At 41.3% G+C, this 22,791-nt stretch carries 23 protein-coding genes; 17 read left to right on the forward strand and 6 right to left on the reverse strand.

Annotation, left to right across the window (positions count from 1 at the left end):
- The first annotated feature begins 301 nt into the window (after positions 1 to 301).
- Positions 302 to 1,765: a CoA-acylating methylmalonate-semialdehyde dehydrogenase gene (locus QLQ22_RS09800; protein ID WP_223441801.1), complete on the forward strand. Its 1,464-nt coding sequence runs from the start codon at positions 302 to 304 to the stop codon at positions 1,763 to 1,765.
- Positions 1,766 to 1,783: 18 nt separating this feature from the next.
- Positions 1,784 to 3,148 (forward strand): aspartate aminotransferase family protein, encoded by a 1,365-nt coding sequence (locus QLQ22_RS09805; protein WP_275976752.1) that lies wholly within the window; start codon positions 1,784 to 1,786, stop codon positions 3,146 to 3,148.
- A 55-nt stretch (positions 3,149 to 3,203) separates the two neighbouring features.
- Here QLQ22_RS09805 and QLQ22_RS09810 read toward each other — a convergent pair whose 3' ends face one another.
- Complete coding sequence (locus tag QLQ22_RS09810) at positions 3,204 to 3,518, reverse strand: DeoR/GlpR family DNA-binding transcription regulator (RefSeq protein WP_223441805.1); 315 nt, start codon at positions 3,516 to 3,518, stop codon at positions 3,204 to 3,206.
- Positions 3,519 to 3,583: 65 nt separating this feature from the next.
- On the opposite strand from QLQ22_RS09810, the gene QLQ22_RS09815 reads away from it, so the two are divergent.
- Positions 3,584 to 4,144, forward strand: coding sequence for a maltose acetyltransferase domain-containing protein (locus QLQ22_RS09815; RefSeq protein ID WP_223441807.1), 561 nt, complete (start codon positions 3,584 to 3,586; stop codon positions 4,142 to 4,144).
- 46 nt (positions 4,145 to 4,190) lie between these two features.
- Here QLQ22_RS09815 and QLQ22_RS09820 read toward each other — a convergent pair whose 3' ends face one another.
- The gene (locus QLQ22_RS09820; protein WP_223441809.1) at positions 4,191 to 4,601 is read right to left on the reverse strand and encodes a VOC family protein; all 411 of its coding nucleotides are present in this window, start codon (positions 4,599 to 4,601) and stop codon (positions 4,191 to 4,193) included.
- A gap of 254 nt (positions 4,602 to 4,855) precedes the next feature.
- Between QLQ22_RS09820 and QLQ22_RS09825 the strand changes: the two genes are divergently transcribed.
- The 10 genes from QLQ22_RS09825 to QLQ22_RS09870 all read left to right on the forward strand — a co-directional run bounded on the left by QLQ22_RS09825 (position 4,856) and on the right by QLQ22_RS09870 (position 14,685).
- The gene (locus tag QLQ22_RS09825; protein ID WP_223441812.1) at positions 4,856 to 5,026 is read left to right on the forward strand and encodes a DUF6440 family protein; all 171 of its coding nucleotides are present in this window, start codon (positions 4,856 to 4,858) and stop codon (positions 5,024 to 5,026) included.
- Positions 5,016 to 5,603, forward strand: a complete 588-nt coding sequence (locus QLQ22_RS09830; protein ID WP_223441814.1) for a GrpB family protein — start codon at positions 5,016 to 5,018, stop codon at positions 5,601 to 5,603. The genes QLQ22_RS09825 and QLQ22_RS09830 overlap by 11 nt, the downstream gene beginning before the upstream one ends.
- Before the next feature lie 13 nt (positions 5,604 to 5,616).
- Positions 5,617 to 6,165 (forward strand): flavodoxin family protein, encoded by a 549-nt coding sequence (locus tag QLQ22_RS09835; RefSeq protein WP_223441816.1) that lies wholly within the window; start codon positions 5,617 to 5,619, stop codon positions 6,163 to 6,165.
- Positions 6,166 to 6,394: 229 nt separating this feature from the next.
- The gene (locus QLQ22_RS09840) at positions 6,395 to 8,149 is read left to right on the forward strand and encodes an ABC transporter ATP-binding protein (RefSeq protein WP_223441818.1); all 1,755 of its coding nucleotides are present in this window, start codon (positions 6,395 to 6,397) and stop codon (positions 8,147 to 8,149) included.
- 9 nt (positions 8,150 to 8,158) lie between these two features.
- Entirely contained in the window at positions 8,159 to 9,979 is a 1,821-nt protein-coding gene (locus QLQ22_RS09845) for an ABC transporter ATP-binding protein (RefSeq protein WP_223441820.1), read from the forward strand.
- A 140-nt stretch (positions 9,980 to 10,119) separates the two neighbouring features.
- Positions 10,120 to 10,827: a YknW family membrane protein gene (gene yknW, locus QLQ22_RS09850; protein WP_223441823.1), complete on the forward strand. Its 708-nt coding sequence runs from the start codon at positions 10,120 to 10,122 to the stop codon at positions 10,825 to 10,827.
- Positions 10,824 to 11,951, forward strand: a complete 1,128-nt coding sequence (locus tag QLQ22_RS09855) for an efflux RND transporter periplasmic adaptor subunit (protein WP_223441826.1) — start codon at positions 10,824 to 10,826, stop codon at positions 11,949 to 11,951. Before yknW ends, QLQ22_RS09855 begins: the two co-directional genes overlap by 4 nt.
- Positions 11,948 to 12,634, forward strand: a complete 687-nt coding sequence (locus QLQ22_RS09860; protein WP_223441830.1) for an ABC transporter ATP-binding protein — start codon at positions 11,948 to 11,950, stop codon at positions 12,632 to 12,634. Before QLQ22_RS09855 ends, QLQ22_RS09860 begins: the two co-directional genes overlap by 4 nt.
- The gene (locus QLQ22_RS09865) at positions 12,631 to 13,824 is read left to right on the forward strand and encodes an ABC transporter permease (RefSeq protein ID WP_284016549.1); all 1,194 of its coding nucleotides are present in this window, start codon (positions 12,631 to 12,633) and stop codon (positions 13,822 to 13,824) included. The genes QLQ22_RS09860 and QLQ22_RS09865 overlap by 4 nt, the downstream gene beginning before the upstream one ends.
- Positions 13,825 to 14,076: 252 nt before the next feature.
- The gene (locus QLQ22_RS09870) at positions 14,077 to 14,685 is read left to right on the forward strand and encodes a YdcF family protein (RefSeq protein ID WP_223443297.1); all 609 of its coding nucleotides are present in this window, start codon (positions 14,077 to 14,079) and stop codon (positions 14,683 to 14,685) included.
- An 81-nt stretch (positions 14,686 to 14,766) separates the two neighbouring features.
- Here QLQ22_RS09870 and QLQ22_RS09875 read toward each other — a convergent pair whose 3' ends face one another.
- Positions 14,767 to 15,405 (reverse strand): LysE family transporter, encoded by a 639-nt coding sequence (locus QLQ22_RS09875; protein ID WP_223441835.1) that lies wholly within the window; start codon positions 15,403 to 15,405, stop codon positions 14,767 to 14,769.
- A 223-nt stretch (positions 15,406 to 15,628) separates the two neighbouring features.
- Between QLQ22_RS09875 and lepB the strand changes: the two genes are divergently transcribed.
- Positions 15,629 to 16,180: a signal peptidase I gene (gene lepB, locus QLQ22_RS09880; protein WP_223441837.1), complete on the forward strand. Its 552-nt coding sequence runs from the start codon at positions 15,629 to 15,631 to the stop codon at positions 16,178 to 16,180.
- A gap of 68 nt (positions 16,181 to 16,248) precedes the next feature.
- A complete protein-coding gene (locus tag QLQ22_RS09885) occupies positions 16,249 to 17,184 on the forward strand; it encodes a DUF4349 domain-containing protein (protein WP_223441838.1) in 936 nt (311 codons plus the stop codon).
- A gap of 136 nt (positions 17,185 to 17,320) precedes the next feature.
- Here the strand turns inward: QLQ22_RS09885 and QLQ22_RS09890 are convergent, their stop codons facing one another.
- Entirely contained in the window at positions 17,321 to 17,581 is a 261-nt protein-coding gene (locus tag QLQ22_RS09890) for a hypothetical protein (RefSeq protein ID WP_223441839.1), read from the reverse strand.
- A 196-nt stretch (positions 17,582 to 17,777) separates the two neighbouring features.
- Between QLQ22_RS09890 and QLQ22_RS09895 the strand changes: the two genes are divergently transcribed.
- A complete protein-coding gene (locus QLQ22_RS09895; protein ID WP_223441840.1) occupies positions 17,778 to 19,397 on the forward strand; it encodes an ABC-F family ATP-binding cassette domain-containing protein in 1,620 nt (539 codons plus the stop codon).
- Between the two features lie 101 nt (positions 19,398 to 19,498).
- On the opposite strand, the gene QLQ22_RS25135 is transcribed toward QLQ22_RS09895, so the two are convergent.
- Positions 19,499 to 19,744 (reverse strand): glycine betaine ABC transporter substrate-binding protein, encoded by a 246-nt coding sequence (locus tag QLQ22_RS25135; protein ID WP_420828841.1) that lies wholly within the window; start codon positions 19,742 to 19,744, stop codon positions 19,499 to 19,501.
- Positions 19,745 to 20,021: 277 nt separating this feature from the next.
- On the opposite strand from QLQ22_RS25135, the gene QLQ22_RS09900 reads away from it, so the two are divergent.
- Positions 20,022 to 20,936, forward strand: coding sequence for a ketopantoate reductase family protein (locus QLQ22_RS09900; protein WP_223441843.1), 915 nt, complete (start codon positions 20,022 to 20,024; stop codon positions 20,934 to 20,936).
- An 848-nt stretch (positions 20,937 to 21,784) separates the two neighbouring features.
- Here QLQ22_RS09900 and QLQ22_RS09905 read toward each other — a convergent pair.
- A complete protein-coding gene (locus QLQ22_RS09905; RefSeq protein WP_223441844.1) occupies positions 21,785 to 22,699 on the reverse strand; it encodes a CobW family GTP-binding protein in 915 nt (304 codons plus the stop codon).
- Between the last annotated feature and the right edge of the window lie 92 nt (positions 22,700 to 22,791).

The raw sequence follows: 22,791 nt of genomic DNA on the forward strand, positions 1-22,791 counted from the left end.
ACATTTGTACGGAATAAATTATGGAAGTCTCGGAATTACCATGAAAAGTATGGGAATTAATTGTGAAAGTCTTGGAATTAAGTCCGAAAGTCTTGGAATTAATTAAAAAGGATCGCAAGTAAAGGCAAAAAGCGTCTTTAATTGCGGATCCTTATCTGTCTGCCTGGGGCTAAGCGGGCGTTTCCGCTTTTCTATTCAAACTGTAGCGTTATTCCCCGCGTTTCTTTTACATAGTGTCTAATGATTGCCGTTGCTTTGTGAGAGATAATGAACATAATTTCAGAATATCAGGAGGGATGACATGACAGTTGCAAATGAAGCGGCCGCAATTAAGAATTTCATCAATGGAAAATGGGTGAGTGCGACGGGAAATGAAGTGCAGGATGTAATAAATCCGGCAACAGGGAAGAAGATTGCAGCCGTTCCGATATCAACCGCGGAAGATGTAGACCAGGCGGCAAAAGCAGCAGCACAAGCATTTAAGACGTGGAAGCTGATGCCGGTTCCTAAAAGAGCAAGAATTCTATTTAAATATCATCATCTATTGACGGAAAATCATGCGGAGCTTGCCAAATTAATTGTTTCTGAGAATGGCAAGGCCTATAAAGAAGCCTATGGGGAGGTTCAAAGAGGAATAGAGTGTGTTGAGTTTGCAGCTGGGGCACCAAGCTTAATGATGGGTGAATCCTTATCTGGAATTGCTGAAGAGATGGATTCGGAAATGTTCCGCTATCCGCTTGGTGCAGTCGGCGGAATCACTCCATTTAACTTTCCAATGATGGTTCCTTTATGGATGTTCCCCCTTGCGGTGGCATGCGGAAATACATTCGTTTTAAAACCATCTGAGCGGACACCGCTGCTTTCCAATAAGCTTGCTGAGATGTTCACGGAAGCAGGTGCTCCAGACGGCGTTTTGAACATTGTTCATGGGAGTCATGACGTTGTAAACGGGTTATTGGAGCATCCGGATATTAAAGCGATTTCATTTGTGGGCTCACAGCCTGTCGCTAAATATGTCTATGAAAAAGCTGCTGCAAAAGGGAAGCGGGTTCAAGCCCTCTCGGGTGCAAAAAATCATCATGTCGTTATGCCGGATGCGGATTTTGATAAAGCGGCACAGCATATCGTAAGCTCAGCTTTCGGCAGCGCAGGCCAGCGCTGTATGGCTTGCAGCGCAGTAGTTGTTGTTGGAAACGGCGATCAATTTATGCAGACTCTAAAGCAAAAAGCAGATGATTTGGTGATGGGAAATGGACTCGATGAAGAAGTGCTTCTGACTCCTGTAATCCGTGATACTCACCTGAATAAAGTCATGGGATATATTGAAAAAGGAATAGAAGAAGGGGCAGCTCTTCTGCGTGATGGACGAAGAGATATAGAGAATCAAACGGAAGGATATTTTTTAGGCGCTACGATTTTTGACAAGGTTACACCTGAGATGACCCTTGCAAAGGATGAAATTTTTGCCCCGGTGCTCAGTGTGCTTCGTGCGGGAAATTTAGATGAAGGCCTTGAATATATTCGAAAATCCCGCTATGGAAACGGCGCGACCATTTACACAAAGGATGCTCAGGCTATTCGCACATTCAGAGAAGAAGCAGATGCAGGGATGCTTGGAATTAATGTAGGAGTGCCAGCTACGATGGCTTTCTTCCCATTTTCGGGCTGGAAGGATTCTTTCTACGGTGATTTACATGTTAACGGCAAAGACGGCGTAAACTTCTATACACGCAAAAAAATGATTACATCCAGATTTGATTTTTAATAGACAAGGAGGATGAATATGCAAAAGAGTACAGATATAAGAGATGCTCTGCAAAAAGATGAAGCACATCTCTGGCATTCTATGAAGCCATTCAATCCTGATGCGACTATTATTGCAGCGGAAGCAAGGGGCGCATGGATCAGTGATGCAAATGGGAAAAAGTATTTAGACGGCATGGCCGGTTTGTGGTGCGTAAATGCAGGCTATGGAAGAACAGAGCTTGCGGAAGCTGCATATGAGCAGCTGAAAAAACTTGCTTATTTTCCGCTGACACATAGTCATCTGCCTGCTATTCAGCTTTCAGAAAAACTGAATGACATGCTTGGCGGGGACTATGTCATTTTTTTCTCCAACAGCGGATCTGAGGCAAATGAAACAGCGTTCAAGATTGCCCGCCAATATCATCAGCAAACAGGCAGCCATGAACGCTATAAAATTATTTCAAGGTACAGAGCCTATCACGGCAATACAATGGGTTCACTTGCTGCAACCGGTCAGGCGCAGCGGAAGTATAAATACGAGCCGCTTGCACCGGGATTTATTCATGTGCCGCCGCCGGATTCCTACCGTTATCCTGAAGACGACAAAGCAGCAGCGGCTGAATTGAAATCGGTTCAGGCCATCGATCAGACCATGACATGGGAGCTAAGCGAAACGGTTGCTGCGATGATCATGGAACCAATTATTACGGGCGGAGGCATTTTGATGCCGCCCGAGAACTATATGAAAGGTGTAAAGGAAGTCTGTGAAAAGCATGGTGCTTTGCTCATTGTTGACGAGGTTATCTGCGGCTTCGGCAGAACCGGTAAAGCCTTCGGATTCATGAATTACGGAGTGAAGCCGGATATCATTACGATGGCTAAAGGGATTACTAGTGCCTACTTGCCTCTCTCCGCTACAGCTGTTAAAAAAGAAATCTATGAAGCTTTTAAAGGAACTGAGGAATATGATTATTTCCGCCATGTAAACACATTTGGCGGAAATCCCGCTGCCTGTGCACTTGCCCTGAAGAACATCGAAATCTTTGAAAATGAAAAGCTGTTTGAACGATCAAGCGAAGTAGGCGGACGCATCAAAGCTGAACTCACATCACGTCTCCAGCATAATCCCTATGTTGGAAATGTAAGAGGAAAAGGTCTCCTGATCGGCATCGAGCTAGTTGAAAACAAAGATACGAAAAAACCGCTGGATGCAGGACTTGTGAATAAAGTGATTGCCTCCTGCATGGAAAAAGGGCTGATTATCGGGAAAAATGGAGCCACTGTAGCAGGGTATAACAACGTACTTGCCATATCCCCTCCTCTTAATCTTGAAGAAGAGGACGCCGTGTTTATCGTTGATACGGTTGTAGGGGAGCTGAATGGTATAACCGAAACGAATTAAACGGGAAGAACAGCGCATGATCCTATGCGCTGTTTTTTTTGTGATTCCATATTGCTTAATAATGCTTAACGATGGCACAGGCTCCGATAAATGCTTTATCAAAAGTTATGCTTTCAATTGCCGTCCGAAATTCAGGCTCATAGAAAAAACGATGGGTTCTGTCTAATCTTCCCCCCAGCAGGTGGAAATCTGCATTCTCATTGTCTGAAAGGGATTCCGCGTTATCAAGCGAATGAGTATAAATGGTTGCAGGTGTCTCAAGGTGATCACATAAAAACTTTATCGTTGTGGAGGAATCAAGAGAGCAAGTATCGCGCTTTTGATTTTTCAATGATTCATGTACTTGTAACGGACCGGAGGCCTCCTGCAAAGTTTCAGGAAATCCTCAGGGAACACAATGTGAAAATAATGATCAGCAAATAAGGAGTAATATGGATGAAAACAGAAAAAGAAAAGATGTTAGACGGAGAACTGTATCTTGCAGGAGACGAAGAACTAATACGTGAACGTGTCCGCGCCAGAAGGTTAACAAGGCTGTTCCACCAGACAATTGAAACGGATGACAATGCTCGAAAAAACATCCTTAAGGAATTGTTTGGAACAACAGGAGAAAACATTTATATCGAACCAACATTCCGCTGCGATTATGGCTCAAACATCCATGTAGGCGAAAATTTCTACGCTAACTTTGACTGCGTCATTTTGGATGTGTGCAAGGTAACAATCGGGGCCAATTGCATGCTTGCGCCAGGGGTTCACATCTATACAGCCGCTCATCCATTAAATGCTGAGGAAAGAAACAGCGGAGCAGAACTCGGAAAACCTGTTACAATCGGTGACAATGTATGGATCGGCGGAAGAGCGGTCATTAATCCGGGAGTGTCAATCGGAAACAACGCGGTCATTGCATCCGGCGCAGTTGTGACGAAGGACGTCCCTGAGAATGTTGTAGTTGGAGGGAATCCGGCAAGAGTTTTAAAACATATTGAGAATTGAAAAAAGAGGCCAGCTCGGCCTCTTTTTTTGTGGAAATCCCTTTTTCTTATTCGTAATTAACCTGCCAATGAATTCCGAATTTATCTGTTACTTGTCCATAAAGCTTGCTCCAGAATGTTTCCTGAAGATCCATGACTACTGTGCCGCCATCTTTAAGCTGATTAAAAATAGAGGTCAGCTCTTCTATGTTTTTGTTAACTAAAGCAAGGGTGATATTATTCCCTTCAACAAATGGCATTCCAGGAAAGACATCAGAAAACATCACATTGCTTCCATCAATGTTAAGCCTTGTATGCATAATCAAATCTTTCGCTTCCTCTGGCATAGGGTACTCTGGGTTAGGCGGTGTTTCGCCGAACGTCATAAATTTAGGTTCTTCTGTTTTGAAAACCTTTGCATAAAACCCCACTGCTTCCCGGCAATTACCATTGAAATTAAGGTAAACGTCTACGGACATTTGAATCACTCCTCCGATTAAGATTTTTTTCTGGCAATATTTATCATCTTATCATTTTTCTGGTATAAAACAAATCCTCCAAAAGGAAATTTAATGAGCCGTAACTTTTAACATAATGACAAAGGGTCCATAGCATTTCTTTCTTTTGTAAAACTGCTAACCAAACATTCTGACTTCAGGATTCAAACAATAATATGATACGATGGATGTGAAATCAGCTTAGAAGGATAAAAATGAAAAGAGGAGTGATCTGGATGGCAGCAAATAAACGCTTTGAGGTAACTCAGTCTCAAGGGACACTCGATGCAATAGGGGTCATCAAGGACACAGAAACAGGTGTTCAATACTTGCAGACGATCTCTGGAGGCGGAGCCGGGATTACCTTGCTTGTAGATGCTGAAGGCAAACCATTGCTTGATAAATAAGATGAAGATCCATCTTTCTGAATATAACCCTGACTGGAAAATGCAATTCCGCCTGCATGAGCAGAGACTGAAAAATGCCTTTAAAGATCCTTCTATTAAAATTGAACATATCGGAAGCACCTCTGTTGAAGGTCTTTCTGCTAAGCCGGTCATTGATATTTTAATTGGCGTGCCGTCAATGGAAAAGCTGTCTGGTGCAGTTGATGCTTTAGCTGATTCCTCCTATATTTATAAAAAGGTTTACGATGAAGCTTTGCCATTCAGACGTTTTTTTATTGGGATAAAAGAAGAATATCTTCATCTTTATCCAAATGTTATTGAAAAAGAAGAAGTAAACATTCCGCATGGCCACCGAACTGCTCACATACATACAGTGCCCATAACCCATCAGTGGTGGGAGGATCATCTCCTTTTCCGTGATCATCTTCGAACGCATCCTGAAGATCGTGAGAAGTATGAGGCTGTAAAGCAGAACCTTTCAAAGAATGATTGGAAAACAGGAAATGAATATGCAGATGCAAAGACGGAGTGTGTCTTGCAGATTTTGAATAAAGCGAAACGAAATCCCAATAGTTAGAGGAAGTGTCAGTATGAACGTTTTAGCCATCTATGGCAGCAGCCGTGACAATGGAAACTCTGAGAAATTAGCTAGTTACTTGTTAAAAGGCATCAATCATACTCCTGTACATCTCAGGGAAATGAAAATAAAGCCTATTACTGATCAGCGGCATGATTCAAATGGTTTTCAGCAAGTAGAAGATGATTTCAATGAACTGATTGAAGCTTTTCTAAAAGCAGATGCTGTTGTGTTTGTAACCCCGCTTTATTGGTACGGCATGTCAGGAGCAATGAAGGATTTCTTTGATCGCTGGTCACAGGCTTTGAGAGATGAACGGTTTTCTTTTAAAGAAAAAGCAAAAGATAAGAAAGCATATGTAATAATTGCTGGCGGAGACTCCCCTAAAATCAAGGCATTGCCGCTCATACAGCAATTTCAGTACATTTTTGACTTTGTCGGCATGAAACTTGAAGGATATGTGATAGGCGAGGCAAATGCACCCGGGGACATTGAAAAAGATACAAAAGCGATTTCCGAAGCAGCGGTCATGAATGACTGGCTTAAACATAATAATAGATAGTGTGTTTTTAAAAGCATGGATCTTTGATTCCATGTTTTTTTATTTACTAAGACCTATGACTGAGAAGGCTCATATTAAGGGAGGAGTATGAATTCATTAATTAGCATTAATTTTTTAAAAATTGCGTAAAATGACTAGAAATATATTTCGAAACCCGATATATTAAGTAATACGTTGTAAATATTTTCAAAGTTGAAGAAAACAGCAAAGGCCAAAGGAGGGATTTTCATTGGAAACATTTAAAAAACTAAGGGCCTTTTATATGCCTTACAAAAATGATTTTTTATGGTCAATAGGTTTTTTGCTCATCATGACAGCCATCACAGTTGTGTATCCGATGGTGCTGCAGTTTACAATTGATGATGTCGTATTAAAAGAAGAGTTTTATCTCGTGCCATGGATCGCGCTCGGGTTTGTCGGCATTATGACGGTGAAGGGAGTGGCGACTTATTTTCACCAGTATTTAGGGGATATGTTTGGGATAAAATCCGTATATAGAATGAGAAATGAACTTTATGAAAAGCTTCAGCGCCTCCCTTTTCGCTATTATGACAATGCAAAAACAGGAGATTTGATGTCACGGCTTACAGCAGATGTGGAAGGCTTTCGTTTTTTCCTGTCTTTTGGGATTGCAGAGTTAATCCGCTTCATTATTCTGATTTGCATCAGTCTTTGCGTCATGTTCTATTATTCGGTTCCGCTGACATTCGTCACGATTGCAGCTCTGCCGTTCTTGGCCGTGGCCGTTTACCGGTTTGACAAGCGGGTTCACCCTGCCTTCAGAAGCATTCGTAAGTCGTTTGGGAAACTGAATACAAATGTTCAGGAAAATATCAGCGGCATTCATACTGTAAAATCATTATCCAGAGAGGATTTTGAAATTTCAAAGTTTAATTCCTCAAACAACGATTACAAACAGAAGTATTTAGATACATCCAATGTATGGGCTAAATATTTTCCGCTTATGGAGTTCATCGGAAATATTTCAGTTGTTGCTTTGCTTGCTTTCGGCGGATATATGGTGATAAACGGCAGTCTTAAACCAGGTGAGCTTGTAGCTTTTTACAGCCTTGTCTGGTATATCATGTGGCCAATTATGAACTTGGGATTTGTCATCAACCTGTTCTCTCAATCCAAAGCTTCCGGAGAGCGGCTGCTTGAAATATTGGAAGCGGATGAAGAAATCAGTGATGCCAATCTTGATTTGTCCGCTGACAAATTATCGGGTCATGTCACATTTAAAAATGTTTCGCTTAAATACAATGATGAAGATGTGCCGGCATTAACAAATGTGTCATTTGATGCGCCTCCTGGAAAAACGGTTGGACTGATTGGAGCCACTGGTTCAGGAAAAACAACCGTCACCCAATTAATGACGCGTTTTTATGAACCGACATCAGGCGAGATCCTTCTTGACGGAAAGGATATTAAAGATCATTCTTTAAAATCCCTGAGAGGAAGTATTGGCGTTGTTCTTCAGGAATCCTTCCTTTTTTCAACAACAATTAAATCAAATATTGCTTATGGAAAGCCAAATGCAACAATGGATGAAATCATCGATGCAGCGAAGCGCGCTCAAGCACATGAATTTATTATGGAACTTCCTGAAGGGTATGACACCATGCTTGGCGAACGGGGCATGGGCCTATCCGGAGGACAAAAGCAGAGAATATCCATTGCACGCGCCATTTGTGTTGATCCAAGCATTCTGATTTTGGATGATTCAACTAGCGCGGTTGATATGGATACAGAGTTCCGTATTCAGAAAGATTTAAAAGCCGTGATGAAAGATCGTACGACTATTATTATTGCTCACCGGATTTCTTCTTTAAAGCACGCAGATGAAATCATCGTGCTTCAGGATGGCGAGGTAGCCGAAAGAGGAACACATGAAGAGCTGCTTCATACAGGCGGTTCTTACAAACGAATTTATGACATTCAATATAAAGACCAAAAAGCTGTTGTACAGTCAAATGCAGGGTAGGTGAAAAAGATGCAAAAGAAAGAAAAACAGGATTTAATTAAGCAGAGGTTCTACTACTCTACAGATCAAATTATAGAGAAACCTTTTAACTGGAAACAGATGGGGAGGTTAATGGGGTATATTAAGCCGTATTCGAAAAACCTTTTGCCCCTCTCATTTCTTACTGTTATTTTAACGACCATTGTCCGTTTAATTGTGCCGATTTTAATCGGGGTATACACGCTGGATAAAGCAATCGTTCAAAAAGATCTGGATTTGCTTTGGGTGCTGGTAGGGTCCATTTTTGGGCTTTACCTCGTTTCTTATGTGGCCAATACGCTCAGGATCAGGTGGATGAACATGCTTGGTCAAAATGTGATATATGATTTGCGCAAGCATTTGTTTACACATGTGCAATCTCTGTCCCACCGCTTTTTTGATTCCAGATCAGCAGGATCCATTCTCGTTCGGATCATGAATGACATTAACTCTCTTCAGGAGCTTTTTACAAGCGGGGTTATCAATCTATTAATGGATTTCCTGCTGCTGATAGGCGTTATCGTTATTCTGTTTACAATCAGTCCGCCTCTTGCCCTTGCGATCATGATTATCCTGCCGGTCATGTTTTTTATCTCAACAAGCCTGCGGAAAAAAATCCGGAGATCCTGGCAAACGGTCCGCCTGAAGCAGTCCATGCTGAATTCACATTTGAATGAAAGCATACAGGGCATCCGGGTTACTCAAGCTTACACACAGGAAAAGGAAAATATCGAATTCTTTGATGGCATCAATACGGAAAACTTCAGCAGCTGGCAGGATGCCACTCAGAAAAATGCCGTGTTCCGTCCATTCGTTGAAATGACAAATGCCATCGGAACAGCCATCCTTATTTGGTTCGGTGCCTCATTAATTGCAAATGAATCGATTACAATTGGTGAGTTTGTTTCATTTGCTTTTTACCTTGGCATGTTTTGGGAGCCGATTTCAAGGCTTGGCCAAGTGTATAATCAGCTTCTGATGGGGATGGCATCATCTGAACGGATATTTGAATTTTTAGATGAAAAGCCAATTGTTTCAGAATCTGATGATCCGGTCGTTCTTTTAGATATGAAGGGGGATATCGCGTTTGATAAAGTTGAATTCTCATATGATGGAAACCGCAAAGCGTTAAAAGGGGTATCACTTCAAATCGCGTCTGGTCAAACTGTTGCACTTGTTGGCCATACAGGTTCAGGAAAAACAACGATTGCTAATTTAATCAGCCGCTTTTACGATGCAACAGGCGGCGAGGTAAAGATAGACGGCTATAACATCCGGGATTTATCAATTGGAAGCTTGCGGTCACAAATCAGTGTAGTCCTGCAGGATACTTTTATCTTCTCGGGAACGATCATGGAAAATATCCGATTCGGCCGACCGGATGCAGCAGACGAAGAAGTCATTGCAGCAGCTGAAGCTGTCGGGGCAGATGAATTTATTAAAGATTTAGTAAATGGCTATGAGACAGAGGTGGAAGAACGCGGCAACGTTTTATCTGTTGGGGAAAGACAGCTTCTCTCCTTTGCAAGAGCCATTCTGGCAGATCCAAAAATATTAATTTTGGATGAAGCAACAGCAAGTATCGATACAGAATCAGAAGTGAAAATCCAGCAGGCATTAAAAACGCTTTTAAAAGGAAGAACCGCAATCATGATTGCCCATCGCTTATCAACTATTCGCGAGGCAGACAACATCATTGTACTCGATCATGGGAATATCATGGAGCAGGGCAATCACGAAGAGCTTATGAAGCAGCAGGGAATCTACTATGAGCTTGTTAAGGCTCAATTCAGAATGCTTGATGCAGGGTAAAAACAAAGAGCCAATCGATCGCGATTGGCTCTTTTTCTTGCGTTGAATAAATATATTCGAAGAATAATAGAAATTGTGAAACCTATTTTTATAAGAATCGTATTACTTACAGAACATATAAAATTGGAGGTAATTGGATTATGGAACAGCAAACAAATCCGGCAGTAGAAGGAAACGCATCTCAGCCGCCAAAACCGTCTTTATTCGGTATGATCATGAACCCGGGGGAGCAGTTTGACCGTATTCGTCAAAAACCAAAGGTGCTTGTCGGTTTTCTGCTTGTCACATTATTTCTTTTAGCAGGTACGTTTTTATCGTTAGCTAATAGTCCTGAAATAACAGGAGAGTTAACATCAGAGCTTGGAATGACTGCTGAAGAAGCAGCTATGTTCGGCACGGTTATGGGAGTTGTGGGAATTGTTGCAGGAGGTATTGGGAGCATTATTGTTCTTATTATTATGGCTGCCATTACACTGGCGATTGCGAAAATGACTGGTTCTGCCGTTAAATTTAAACAAATCCTTTCCATGACGATTTACATTGCATTTGTCACATCTATCGGAACGCTTTTAAACGGTCTTATTGCATTTTTAGTAAAAGAAGAAAATTATATTAATCCATACACTAGCTTAAACAGCATTGTTGGTGCTGAAGGCGGCTTGGGCGGATTGCTCATGACGTTTGAAGTTTTCACGATTTGGGGAACGATTTTGACGGCAATCGGTCTTCAGCGTGTTGCAGGTTTATCTAAAGCAGCAGCCTGGACAATCGCGATCGTTTTCTTCGTCATCGGCGCAGTATTAGCCGCTGCAGGAGGAGTGCTTGAAGGGATGTTCCCTGCAGCATGAAGAAAAAAATCTGGCTTTCAATCGGTGTCGTTTCAATCATAGTTTTGCTTGTGGGTGTAAACGTCTATCGTGCGATGAGTAAAGAAGAGGTAACGGTCAGTACAGTGAAGCTTTCACAGCAGGAAATTGCTTCGAATGTCATGGTGCCCGGTACCCTAAGATTCCAAAATGAACAGTATATTTATCAAGATCCTGAAAAAGGGGAAATTGCTGAAATTCTAGTAAAAGAGGGAGAGACCGTAAATGCGGGAACTCCCCTCCTCCGCTATGAAAATGAACAATTCTCTCTTGAAAAAGAGCAAAATGCTCTATCCATTGAATCAAGCTATCTTAAAATCAATCAGCTTGAAAAACAGCTGGATGATTTAAGTGAGAAAGAAAAAGATTTATCCAAGCAAGTTGGAAAAGAGGAAGCAGAAAAAACGATCGAAGCAGAGCATAATCAGCTGGAAATGGAGCAAAAGATGGCTGATATTGAACTTCGTCAGCTGCTGCTTCAAAAAGAGACAATAGAAAAACAGCTGAATACTCTCGAAGTGAAAAGCGACATTGCAGGCACTGTCATTACAATTGAAGAACATCCCGAACAGACTTCAGAACAGGGCGGCATGAAAGCAGTTATACATATTGCAAAAACAGATCAATTTATTGTCAGCGGTGTTTTGTCAGAATATGATTCTTTAAAAGCTGCAGAAGGACAGCCTGTTACCTTAAGTTCTGATGTTGTGCCGGATGCTGAGTGGAAGGGCAAAGTGAGCAAAATCGGACTGTTTCCTGAGACTTCATCAAGTACAATGGGAACGGAAAATGCGGCCGTACAATATCCGGTTGAGGTAATCATTGAAGGCAGCGAAATGAAGGCAAAACCCGGCTTTAAGCTGATCATGGAAATTGAAACTGAAAAGCGCAATGTTCAGACCGTACCTGTAGATGCTGTAAAACAGGATGGCGAGGACTATTTTGTCTATACAGTTGAAGACGGAAAAACAAAGAAAAAGACCATTGAAATTGGAACGGCTTCTTCCGATTATATGGAAGTGAAAGAGGGCTTATCAGCCGATGATGCCATCGTTTCAAAGCCGAAAGATGATCTTCTCAGCGGAACGGAAGTGACGGTGAAATGATCCAGCTTTCCGGCATTACGAAAAGCTACAAGGTCGGAAAAGAATCATTCGACGTTTTAAAAGATATCCATCTGACCATTGAAGAAGGCGAATTCATTTCCATCATGGGGCCATCCGGCTCAGGTAAATCGACGCTAATGAATATTATCGGCTGTCTCGACAGGCCGACAACCGGCCACTATTTTCTGGACGGGGAAGATGTAGCAGCCTATCAGGACACAGATCTTGCAAAAGTGAGGAACCTCTCCATCGGCTTTGTGTTTCAGCAGTTTCAGCTCCTGCCTAGACTTACGGCCTTGAAAAATGCAGAGCTTCCAATGGTGTATGCAGGTGTAAAGAAAAAAGAGCGGGAAGAGCGGGCGATGCTGGCATTGGAGAAAGTTGGCCTTGCAGACCGCATGAATCATCTCCCTAATGAGCTCTCAGGCGGACAAAAACAGCGTGTAGCTATTGCCCGTTCCATCGTCAACAAACCCCGGCTAATTCTTGCAGATGAGCCGACAGGTGCTCTTGATACAAAGACAAGCGTTTCCGTTATGGAGCAATTTGCAGCTCTTAATGTTGAGGGGACAACAGTCATCATTGTTACGCATGAACAGGAAGTAGCGGACTACACGAAGCGTATAATCATGGTAAGAGACGGGGAAGTTCAGTCTCACGGGGCAGAAAGGAGAAACGCATGAGCATGTTAGAAAACCTGCGAATGGCGTTCGCTTCTGTCCTTGCTCATAAGCTCAGATCCATTTTAACAATGCTTGGAATTATTATTGGTGTTGCATCTGTTATACTGGTCGTTGCAATCGGACAGGGCGGAGAGCAGATGCTGAAATCACAATTTACCGGATCCAGCAACACAATTGAAGTGTTTTACCAGCCAAGTGAAGAAGAAATGCAGTCCAATCCCAATGCTTATATGGAGTCAGCATTTACGCAGTCTGATATTGATGATTTATCCGAAATCCCTGAAGTCTCTAAAGTAGTGGCCTCAAGCTCTGAATTCATGCAAGCCCGGTACAGGGAAGATACGGCGGATACGTCCATTTTCGGCATTAATAAGGCTTACATTGAGGTAAACGAACTGAAAATTGAGTCTGGAAGAAACCTTATCGATGGCGATTTTATCAGCGGACGCCGTGTAGGCATTATCAGTCAGGAGACAAAGAAAGAGCTATTTAAAGAGACGGATCCTTTGGGAGAAGTGATCTGGATAAACGGGCAGCCGTTTGAAATTATCGGTGTGCTTGAAAAGCCGACTGGTCTTTTTTCTTTTGGTTCGATGGAAATTTACATTCCTTCCAATACGTATCGGGATTCATTCGGCAAATCTGATTTTAATCAGGTAACTATTCAGGCGGACAATGCTGAAATGCTTCAAGAAGCAGGAAAAAAAGCAACCGCTCTCTTAAATCAGAAGCATGACAAAGAAGATGAGTATCAAGTCTTTAATATGGAAGAAATCGCAGAAGGGATTGGTCAGGTGACAAGAATTATGACATTAATCATCGGATCAATCGCAGGGATTTCACTCTTTGTCGGCGGCATCGGGGTCATGAATATTATGCTTGTATCTGTCACAGAAAGAACCCGCGAAATTGGCATAAGAAAAGCGCTTGGTGCGACAAAAAGACAAATACTCACTCAGTTTCTAATTGAGTCCATCACCCGTACGCTCATCGGCGGAATCATCGGTATCCTGCTAGGGGCTTGCGGAGCATCGCTTGTCTCCGTTATTGCAGGATGGCCTTCACTCGTTTCATGGCAGGTTGTACTCGGCGGACTTGCATTCTCCATGATCATCGGCGTCATCTTTGGCATGCTGCCTGCAAATAAAGCAGCTCGTCTTGATCCGATTGATTCTCTCAGGTATGAATAGCGTTAGCTCATCTCCTTAGATGAGCTTTTTTCGTTAGTAAGAAGGACTACTATTTACTGGAAAAGATGCCCCAGTTCTAATGTGTTGTTTTCCTTCGGGGTGTCTATAATTAGAAGTAAAGGGATGTATGGTCAAAAACCAGGGACAAGTGGTCAGTACAGGCTTTTCCGTATTTCTAATAAAAAACTCTTGCTCCATGCTGTTGATGATGGTAAAAAGGGAATAGGTATTTCATGTGCAGATGAGATTGGAATGATTTGGATGAAGGTAGGAAAAATTGCAGCATTTCTGGTTAAAATGATGCTGCTTGCCGTTCTTTTGCTGTTGGTTTATTCTTCGGTCAGCATCTGGAATTTCGGCAATAAACACGAATCGGTTAAAACGGATGCAGCCATTGTGCTCGGAGCAGCTGCATGGGGAGAGGATCCTTCGCCGGTATTTAAAGAACGGATCAATCACGCAATCCGGCTTTATAAAAAGGAAGATGTTGATAAGATTATCTTCACAGGCGGCAAAGCGATAAAAACAGACTTGCCTGAAGCAGTAGTCGGAAAAAACTATGCCGTGAAGAACGGTGTGAAAGAATCTGATATTTTAATTGAGACAAGCTCAAGACTGACAGAAGATAATTTAAAATACGCTTACGAAGCAGGAAAAAAAGCAGGATTGCAGTCATACACGATCGTAAGCGATCCCTATCATATGAAGCGGTCTGTTCTGCTTGCGAAACAGATTGGGATGAATGTTTCTTCTTCTCCTACTACGACTTCAGCGTATCAAACTTGGGAAACGAAATTGCCTGTGTATTCAAAAGAAGTACTTTTTTATGCAGGATACCTGGTAACTTCGACATTTGAATAAAAAGAAAAATAAGAGGATTCATCCATGGATGAATCCTCTTGTTTTATTATGTCTGCTACTGAAAAAGCGCTGTTTGAGGATTCATATAACTAATTCAATCATTTGATTGAATAATTTTATACTAAAACCAAGCAAGATTATACCTGCAATAAAGGTAACGGCTTTCAGCATTTTATCCTGAATAAAATCACGGATAAAATGAACAGTAATTGCGATATTCAGATTCCAGAGAGTAACGCCTCCAATAATAAGCAGACTGTAAATCAGGAGATAAAAAACGGTATGGTGCGGCCCAAGACTGGTCAGCGCAGTGCCATAAACACCAAGCCAGAACACAAAAATAAACGGGTCGCCCAGTGCTATCAAAAAGCCCGTCCAATAAGATCCTGCACTGCTGGTATTTTCGTCTTCTTTCTTTATCATTTTTTCAGAAGACAGGGAACGAAGAATACTGTTTATACCAAGCCTTGCTAATAGAAAACATCCGACTGCGCTAAAAATTGCAGAGAACAGCGTGCTTTGTAGAAACGTAACGAGTCCGAGAAATATCCCAAACATTAATAGCATATCAACCGTGATGGCGCCGATTCCAACAAGCATCGCAGGCCAAAACCCCCCCATTATCCCCCTTTTGATCATCTCTAACTTAATCGGACCTATTGGTGCAGCTAAACTTATGCCAAGAACAATCGGCTTAACAATAAAGAGCAGGCTTTCCATCCGCATTCATCCGCCTTTCGATTCCTTGTCCATTAAGTGTATTCGGGGAGGGTGCGTTTATTGTTCATAAATTCTCCAGCTGCATAATAAATAGTAAAATTAAATGGCTTGGATGGATAAAAAGGACATGTGATTTTTTCTTTTTTATTTGTGCAAAAAGGGTTTTAAATCGTCTGCGCCTAACTACTAAAGGAGAAAAATATCAGGCAAAAGGGGGATCAATATGAATAATATACATAAGTCACACTCATTACTGGAATGGGGGAAGGCTATCTTGCTTGCTGCTTGTCTGGCTCTTATCATTCGTCTTTTTCTCTTTGAGCCATATTTAGTGGAGGGGTCTTCAATGGACCCGACCCTTCATGACGGTGAACGCCTGTTTGTAAACAAATCCAGCTTTATGATCGGGGATGTGAACAGGGGAGATATCGTCATCATTGATGGCGAGGAGAAGAATGTTCATTATGTGAAACGGGTTATTGGACTGCCTGGGGATACAGTGGAGGTTAAAGATCATCAGGTTTTAATAAATGGCAAGCTGCTTGAGGAACCATATTTGCTTTCAAATAAAAAGAAGGCGGAAAAACTCGGACTGTATTTGATGGATGATTTTGAATCCATTACTGTTCCTGATCATGAAGTTTTTGTTATGGGGGATAACCGCACAAACAGTATGGATTCAAGAAACGGTCTTGGCAGCATCACGAAAGATCGCATTGCCGGCAAGGCAGAATTTGTGTTCTTTCCATTTGAAAAGATAAGAAAAACAAAATAATTCAGAGATGTAACGAAATGGAAATCGCACTCGTCTAATCGTTTATATAAAAGGGGAGTGTGTTGATCATGAAAAAGTTTGGAACTATTATCGTTATCCTATTACTTACTTTATTTAGCGCAGCTTGCAGCAATTCAGAAAGCAAGTCAGATAAAAGCGCGGACAGCTCAGCCGGAAAGTCCGCCAATGAAATAGCGGACTCTGATATGACAATGAATTCAGAAGGTGAGCAGGCTGATAAAGCAGAAATTTCTTCACCTGAAAACAAAGTCTCGTCAACACCTGATAACCGCAAAGTTATTTACACAGCTGATCTGTATATTAGAGTTAAAAACTTTAATCAGGCTGTATCGGCTTTTCAAGATACGATTGCCTCACTTGGCGGGTATGTCATTGAATCAAATACATATTCAAGTGAGGATGAAATGCCAAAAGAAGGGTCATTAACAGTCAAAGTCCCCCAGGATAAATTCCAGAGCTTCTTAAAAACCGTTGAAAAAGGAAGCGTAAAAGTGAATCAGCAAACTGTCACAGGCCAGGATGTAACAGAGGAATACGTCGACCTAGAATCAAGACTGAAAGCAAAAAAGGCTGTTGAAGAAAGACTATTAAGCTTTATGAAAGATGCTCAAAAAACAGAGGATCTGCTGAAAATTTCCTCGGATCTAAGTGCAGTACAAGAGGAGATGGAACAGATTACAGGCAGAATCAATTACTTGAAAAACCAAACTTCTTTTGCAACGATCACGATGCAGATTTCTGAGGATAAGATTTCTGTGCCCGGACTTGAAAACGAAGAATTGAATACGTGGGAGAAAACGAAAAAACAGTTCATGGAAAGCCTGAACGCTCTGCTTGCAGCAGGTTCTGCCGTGATTGTCTTCACAGCAGGAAATCTTCCTGTTCTGCTAGTCCTTTTATTAATTTGTTTTGCAGTGTGGCTTGGAATTAAGAAATACATGAATAAAGGCAATTCAGCGCCTCCAACTGATATGGGAGAATAATCTCTGGTTTTCGTTTTTCCATGATGAAAAAAGACGGGATGCGAATACCGTAAGCGTAGGGAGGAAATAAGATTTCGATCCGGTAAAGAAACGCGAAGAATAGAAAAAACAGACATCCGATAAGGATGTCTGTTTTTTATGTGTAAATCAATGTTAAAACAAGCATCGTAACAAATACGGCACCGATAATTCCGAGTATAGATTTCAGAAAGGATACCTTCGCATCTATTTTTCCATATTTGGTTAAGATTTTTTTGCTGAAATAGTGGACGATGAGATAAATGACGACGAGGCCGATGAAAAATGTGACATTGCTCGTCTGAAAACCTGTAAAAGCAAGAAACAATCCGGTAAATAGAATATAAAGAGAGTATTCTAGGAGTGTAAGTAATTTCATATGGGATAACCTCCGGGATGTAATACACATAATCCTATCATAAAAAAGTACCGTTCAAAACGTTTGGAATGTGAACATTAGATGGACTTTGCGGAAATGCCAGGAATATTTTTGAGGCAAAGCTGCAATTATTATTTTTTTTCGCCAGTTCGTGTTATAATTTTGTAGATTATGTATAGATGGAGGACTAACTTTAATGATTACAGTAAGCAATGTAGGATTGCGCTATGGTGACCGCAAACTTTTTGAAGATGTTAACATAAAATTCACCCCTGGCAACTGCTATGGTTTAATTGGAGCAAACGGTGCTGGGAAATCTACCTTTATTAAGATTCTCTCAGGCGAGATTGAAGCACAGACAGGAAACGTGAGCTTAGGACCTGGAGAGCGTCTGGCTGTTCTTAAACAAAATCACTTTGAATATGAAGACTATGAAGTGATGAAGGTTGTCATAATGGGTCATGCACGCCTTTATGAAGTCATGCAGGAGAAGGATGCCATTTACATGAAAGCTGACTTCTCAGATGAAGACGGCATGCGGGCAGCCGAACTTGAAGGCGAATTTGCCGAACTTAACGGGTGGGAAGCAGAGAGTGAAGCTGCCATTCTATTAAAAGGACTTGGCATTACTGATGAGCTTCATTCGAAGAAAATGGCTGACTTAACAGGCGGAGACAAAGTGAAAGTATTGCTTGCTCAAGCATTGTTTGGCAAGCCTGACGTTCTTCTTCTTGATGAGCCTACGAACCACTTGGACATCAAAGCGATTCAATGGCTGGAAGAGTTCCTGATCAATTTTGAAAATACTGTTATTGTCGTATCCCATGACCGTCACTTCCTTAATAAAGTATGTACGCATATTGCAGACCTTGATTATGGGAAAATTCAGGTTTATGTCGGAAACTATGATTTCTGGTATGAATCAAGTCAGCTTGCGAGCCGCATGGCATCTGATGCAAACAAGAAAAAAGAAGAGAAAATCAAAGAGCTTCAAGCGTTTATCGCGCGATTCAGTGCAAATGCATCGAAATCAAAGCAGGCAACATCAAGAAAGAAATTGCTTGATAAAATTTCTCTTGATGATATCAGACCATCTTCACGCCGCTATCCTTGGGTCGGCTTTACACCTGAGCGTGAAATCGGCAATGATGTTCTGCGCGTTGACGGCATTTCAAAAACAATTGACGGAGTAAAAGTTCTTGATAATGTAAGCTTTATTATGAATAAAGAAGATAAAATCGCTCTTGTCGGCCGTGATGAAATCGCGATTACAGCTTTATTTAAAATTCTGATGGGTGAAATGGAAGCAGACAGCGGAACATTCAAATGGGGAGTAACAACTTCTCAAGCGTATTTCCCTAAAGACAACAGCGAATTTTTCGAAGGCGTAGAATCAAACCTTGTAGACTGGCTTCGCCAATACTCGCCGAACGACCAAAGCGAAAGCTTCCTTCGCGGGTTCCTTGGAAGAATGCTCTTCTCAGGCGAAGAAGTTCTCAAAAAAGCAAGCGTCTTATCGGGTGGAGAAAAAGTCCGCTGCATGCTGTCTAAAATGATGCTAAGCAGCTCAAACATTCTGCTTTTAGATGAGCCTACGAACCATTTAGACTTAGAATCAATCACTGCACTTAACAACGGATTAATCGCATTCAAGGGCGCAATGATTTTCACATCTCATGACCATCAGTTTGTTCAAACGATTGCAAATCGCATCATTGAAGTAACACCAAATGGCGTTATTGACAAACAAATGTCATATGATGAGTACCTAGAGAATGAGGATGTTCAAAAACAGATTCAAACAATGTATGCATAGGAAAGCTAAGCCGACTGTAATTTAGTCTGATCCAGCACAAAAAAACCGCCAATCGGCGGTTTTTATTTTTTTCTATCCAGCTGTCAACAAGCCCGGGGTTTTTATCCATCCATCTTTTTCACAGGCATCTGTTCTTGTGTGAGAGACTCTTCCTGTACGTATTTAATAAGGGAATTTAACAGTTTATCATTCATTTTCCATTCTGACATCCATTTTACGATTTCAGGGTGTTCTTCAGTAAACCGAATGGGGGACATGGAGTGGATTTTGTCAGGTGCTTTGGGATACTTTAAATATTTGATTTTGTAATCCGCAAAAACCCAGTGCGGACTCCAAAGCACATTCACTCCAAGTACCGGAGCAAAACAAGAGATGCGATAACGACCATAGACAGGGCAAGGATTCTTTGGTTATCCCGCCATAACGGTTGCAAGGATTGAGGTCGGTCGCGGATTTGAAGCAGGTATCGCATTGTCATCCTTGCCATTATTTTAGACCGGATTACTCAAAATCTTGGACGAAGAAAAAAGAAGTATAAGAAGAAATCCTGCTTTTTCAAGCAGGATTTTTTGTTTTTTCTCAATTGGTTCTATAAACTTATGATGTAGGGAAGGGGATGGAAAAGTGAAAGTATTAGTTGTTGGAGCAGGAGCGGTTGGCGGATATTTTGGTGCTCGCCTCGCTGAAAAAGGGGAAGATGTCACATTTTTAGTCAGAGAAAAAAGGGCACATTTACTCAATAAGCATGGATTACAAGTTAAAAGTATACACGGTGACTATCACTTTCATGCTAAAACATTGCTTGCAGGAGATAATAGGGAAACATTTGATCTCATTTTGTTATCTGTGAAAGCGTATCATCTGGAAAAGGTCGTGGAAGAATTAACTCCATTTGCAGGAGATCAAACACTCATTATGCCGCTGCTGAATGGCTTCGCCCACTTGGAAATGCTGCAGGAGAGATTTTCGAAACAGCGTGTAATCGGCGGTTTATGTTTTATTGAATCGACAGTAGATCAGGAAGGTGCGATCGTGCAGACCAGTCCGATCCATGAGCTTGTATACGGCGCCCTATTTGGCCAGCAGACGGAAAAAGTGGAAAAACTTAAAGCATTATTTGCAGGAACAAATGCCGAAATTCGAAATAGTGACAGGATTCTTGCTGATATGTGGCATAAATATATGTTTATCTCAGGTTTGTCTGGTGTAACCACGCTGTTCCGTTCACCAATCGGGCCTATTCGAGAAAATGAATTCGGCTTGAATGTTATTGAGAAACTCTTTTATGAAATCGGATCGATTATGCGTGCTGAAGGTGCGCCAATTGCTGACGGCATTGAAGATATTCAGCTTAAAAAAATACTTAACATGACAGAGGGAATGAAGTCTTCCATGCAGAGGGATATGGAGAAGCTGACAGAAGTTGAGGCAGATCATTTGCAGGGGTACCTTTTGAAGCTTGCCGAAAAACACAAAATAGATGCACCGATTTTATCCATTGTGTATTCAAATTTAAAAATATACGAGAAGAATCGTTAAGAGAACCGACCTCCTTTATGTTTACGGGTTCCCTTTTGAATGAAAAAATGTCTAAGTGAATAACATAAATACAACGCCCATTTCTCTATCTGGGCGTTTTTATCTTTTTGTCCGGAATTGAATAAAGGCTAATTATGGTATTGAATAATGATATATTCACAACTAATTCACTTTAGTTTGATTCCTCAGTTTGGTGTACCTGATGGTTTTGAGGAATCGAAGGAGACGTATGATTCCTCAACTAGGCAAGCACGCGGGTTTTGTGGAATCAAAGGAGACGTATGATTCCTCAATTAGGCAAGCACGCGGGTTTTGGGGAATCAAAGGAGACGTATGATTCCTCAATTAGGCAAGCTCGCGGGTTATGGGGAATCAAAGGAGAGGTATGATTCCTCAATTAGGCAAACTCCCGGGATTAGGGGAATCAAAGGAGAGGTATGATTCCTCAATTAGGCAAGCTCCGGAGTTTTGAGGAATCAAAGAGTGCGAATGATTCCTGAACTAGGCAAACTCCCGGGTTTTGGGGAATCAAAGGAGGCGTATGATTCCTCAATCAGGCAAGCTCCGGAGTTTTGAAGAATCAAAGAAGCTGTTTTAATACCAAAACATGCATAATCCTGTATTTTGAGGAATCATACAAAATGGTTGAATTACTGAAAAACGATGACTCCAGGGTACTAAATACTCAAACAGTTAATACACCCGTTTCTTCCAAAAACCATCAAGCTGTTAACAACAAAAAACGGATACAAATTGCTGTACAATTTAATACCCGTTTTTATCTCTATTTTTCAGTTTTGCTTAAAGCGGAACCCACTTGCATAATATAGAAGGCCGTTTTAAAAAAGCTATTTCTGCAAGGCATTCAGCTGATTCTTCAGCCCTGAATGATCTAAATTTTCGCCGATAAAAACAAGCGTCTTTTTCATTTTTACAGGCTCTTTTAAGTAGAGCGGCATGCCATATGAATACTGAAACAGGTACGTATCCTCAGAATGTGTGAAGGAAAGGTAACCCTTTATGCGGTAGATCGTATCAGGCATGTTTCTCAGAAAATCCTCAAAAGCTTCAAAATCAATTTGTTCTGTAAAAGTATGAACATATGTTTTTAAATGCAGATCAAGGCTTACATGTGTTTTCTGATGCTCCTTCTGCTGCTTGCGGGTTAATTGCTGAAAATCGCTTAATCTTATATTGGCGTACTGAGTCAGCAGCACCTTGGAATCAGGGGCAATGTTTTGAATGTCAAAGACAAGGGATGCCTGTTCTGATTCTGAGAGATTGTCCACTTTATTTAAGAGGACAATGTCTGCATGATGAATTTGTTCATGCAGAAGTTTTTGAAGCTGAATACTTAAGGCATGGCGATCGTGATAACGGGCTCCATCTATAAGTGTAACAATGGATCCTATCGCTAGTTTTTCAGCAAAAACAGGCGATAAACAAGCATCCAGCACTTCAATTGGATGTGCCGCCCCAGTTGTTTCAATGTAGATGGCATCAAGATCGTATTGAGAGAGCATACCCTGGAGCTGTGCTTCTAGCTGGCCTTGCATTGTGCAGCATACACATCCATTTAGAAGCTCTTTTAAGGGAATATCATCTGAGACAGCGTCCGAATCGATGGAAACTTTCCCGAGTTCATTCATAATAACGGCAATTTTACGGTTTTTATTTTGTTCTTGTTTTAAAATATTTTTTAAAAGAGTTGTTTTACCCGCTCCTAAAAATCCGGATAATATGTATACTTCAACAGATTTCATCGTTATACGCTCCCGTTCAGATTGATATGTCTCATCGTACATGAATTTTGCTTTTTCCGTCAATCTTCTTCATGAAATAAGAAAATTCAATG

The sequence above is a fragment of the Metabacillus hrfriensis genome, assembly GCF_030127205.1.
Classification (GTDB): Bacteria; Bacillota; Bacilli; order Bacillales; family Bacillaceae; genus Bacillus_P; species Bacillus_P dongyingensis.

What these genes read in the sequence shown, in the direction of transcription:
- QLQ22_RS09800 (WP_223441801.1), top strand. Translation starts at nt 302, where the DNA reads ATGACAGTTGCAAATGAAGCGGCCGCAATTAAGAATTTCATCAATGGA.
- QLQ22_RS09805 (WP_275976752.1), top strand. Translation starts at nt 1,784, where the DNA reads ATGCAAAAGAGTACAGATATAAGAGATGCTCTGCAAAAAGATGAAGCA.
- QLQ22_RS09815 (WP_223441807.1), top strand. Translation starts at nt 3,584, where the DNA reads ATGAAAACAGAAAAAGAAAAGATGTTAGACGGAGAACTGTATCTTGCA.
- QLQ22_RS09820 (WP_223441809.1), bottom strand. Translation starts at nt 4,601, where the DNA reads ATGTCCGTAGACGTTTACCTTAATTTCAATGGTAATTGCCGGGAAGCA.
- QLQ22_RS09825 (WP_223441812.1), top strand. Translation starts at nt 4,856, where the DNA reads ATGGCAGCAAATAAACGCTTTGAGGTAACTCAGTCTCAAGGGACACTC.
- QLQ22_RS09835 (WP_223441816.1), top strand. Translation starts at nt 5,617, where the DNA reads ATGAACGTTTTAGCCATCTATGGCAGCAGCCGTGACAATGGAAACTCT.
- QLQ22_RS09845 (WP_223441820.1), top strand. Translation starts at nt 8,159, where the DNA reads ATGCAAAAGAAAGAAAAACAGGATTTAATTAAGCAGAGGTTCTACTAC.
- yknW (WP_223441823.1), top strand. Translation starts at nt 10,120, where the DNA reads ATGGAACAGCAAACAAATCCGGCAGTAGAAGGAAACGCATCTCAGCCG.
- QLQ22_RS09855 (WP_223441826.1), top strand. Translation starts at nt 10,824, where the DNA reads ATGAAGAAAAAAATCTGGCTTTCAATCGGTGTCGTTTCAATCATAGTT.
- QLQ22_RS09860 (WP_223441830.1), top strand. Translation starts at nt 11,948, where the DNA reads ATGATCCAGCTTTCCGGCATTACGAAAAGCTACAAGGTCGGAAAAGAA.
- QLQ22_RS09865 (WP_284016549.1), top strand. Translation starts at nt 12,631, where the DNA reads ATGAGCATGTTAGAAAACCTGCGAATGGCGTTCGCTTCTGTCCTTGCT.
- QLQ22_RS09870 (WP_223443297.1), top strand. Translation starts at nt 14,077, where the DNA reads ATGATTTGGATGAAGGTAGGAAAAATTGCAGCATTTCTGGTTAAAATG.
- QLQ22_RS09875 (WP_223441835.1), bottom strand. Translation starts at nt 15,405, where the DNA reads ATGGAAAGCCTGCTCTTTATTGTTAAGCCGATTGTTCTTGGCATAAGT.
- lepB (WP_223441837.1), top strand. Translation starts at nt 15,629, where the DNA reads ATGAATAATATACATAAGTCACACTCATTACTGGAATGGGGGAAGGCT.
- QLQ22_RS09885 (WP_223441838.1), top strand. Translation starts at nt 16,249, where the DNA reads ATGAAAAAGTTTGGAACTATTATCGTTATCCTATTACTTACTTTATTT.
- QLQ22_RS09890 (WP_223441839.1), bottom strand. Translation starts at nt 17,581, where the DNA reads ATGAAATTACTTACACTCCTAGAATACTCTCTTTATATTCTATTTACC.
- QLQ22_RS09895 (WP_223441840.1), top strand. Translation starts at nt 17,778, where the DNA reads ATGATTACAGTAAGCAATGTAGGATTGCGCTATGGTGACCGCAAACTT.
- QLQ22_RS09905 (WP_223441844.1), bottom strand. Translation starts at nt 22,699, where the DNA reads ATGAAATCTGTTGAAGTATACATATTATCCGGATTTTTAGGAGCGGGT.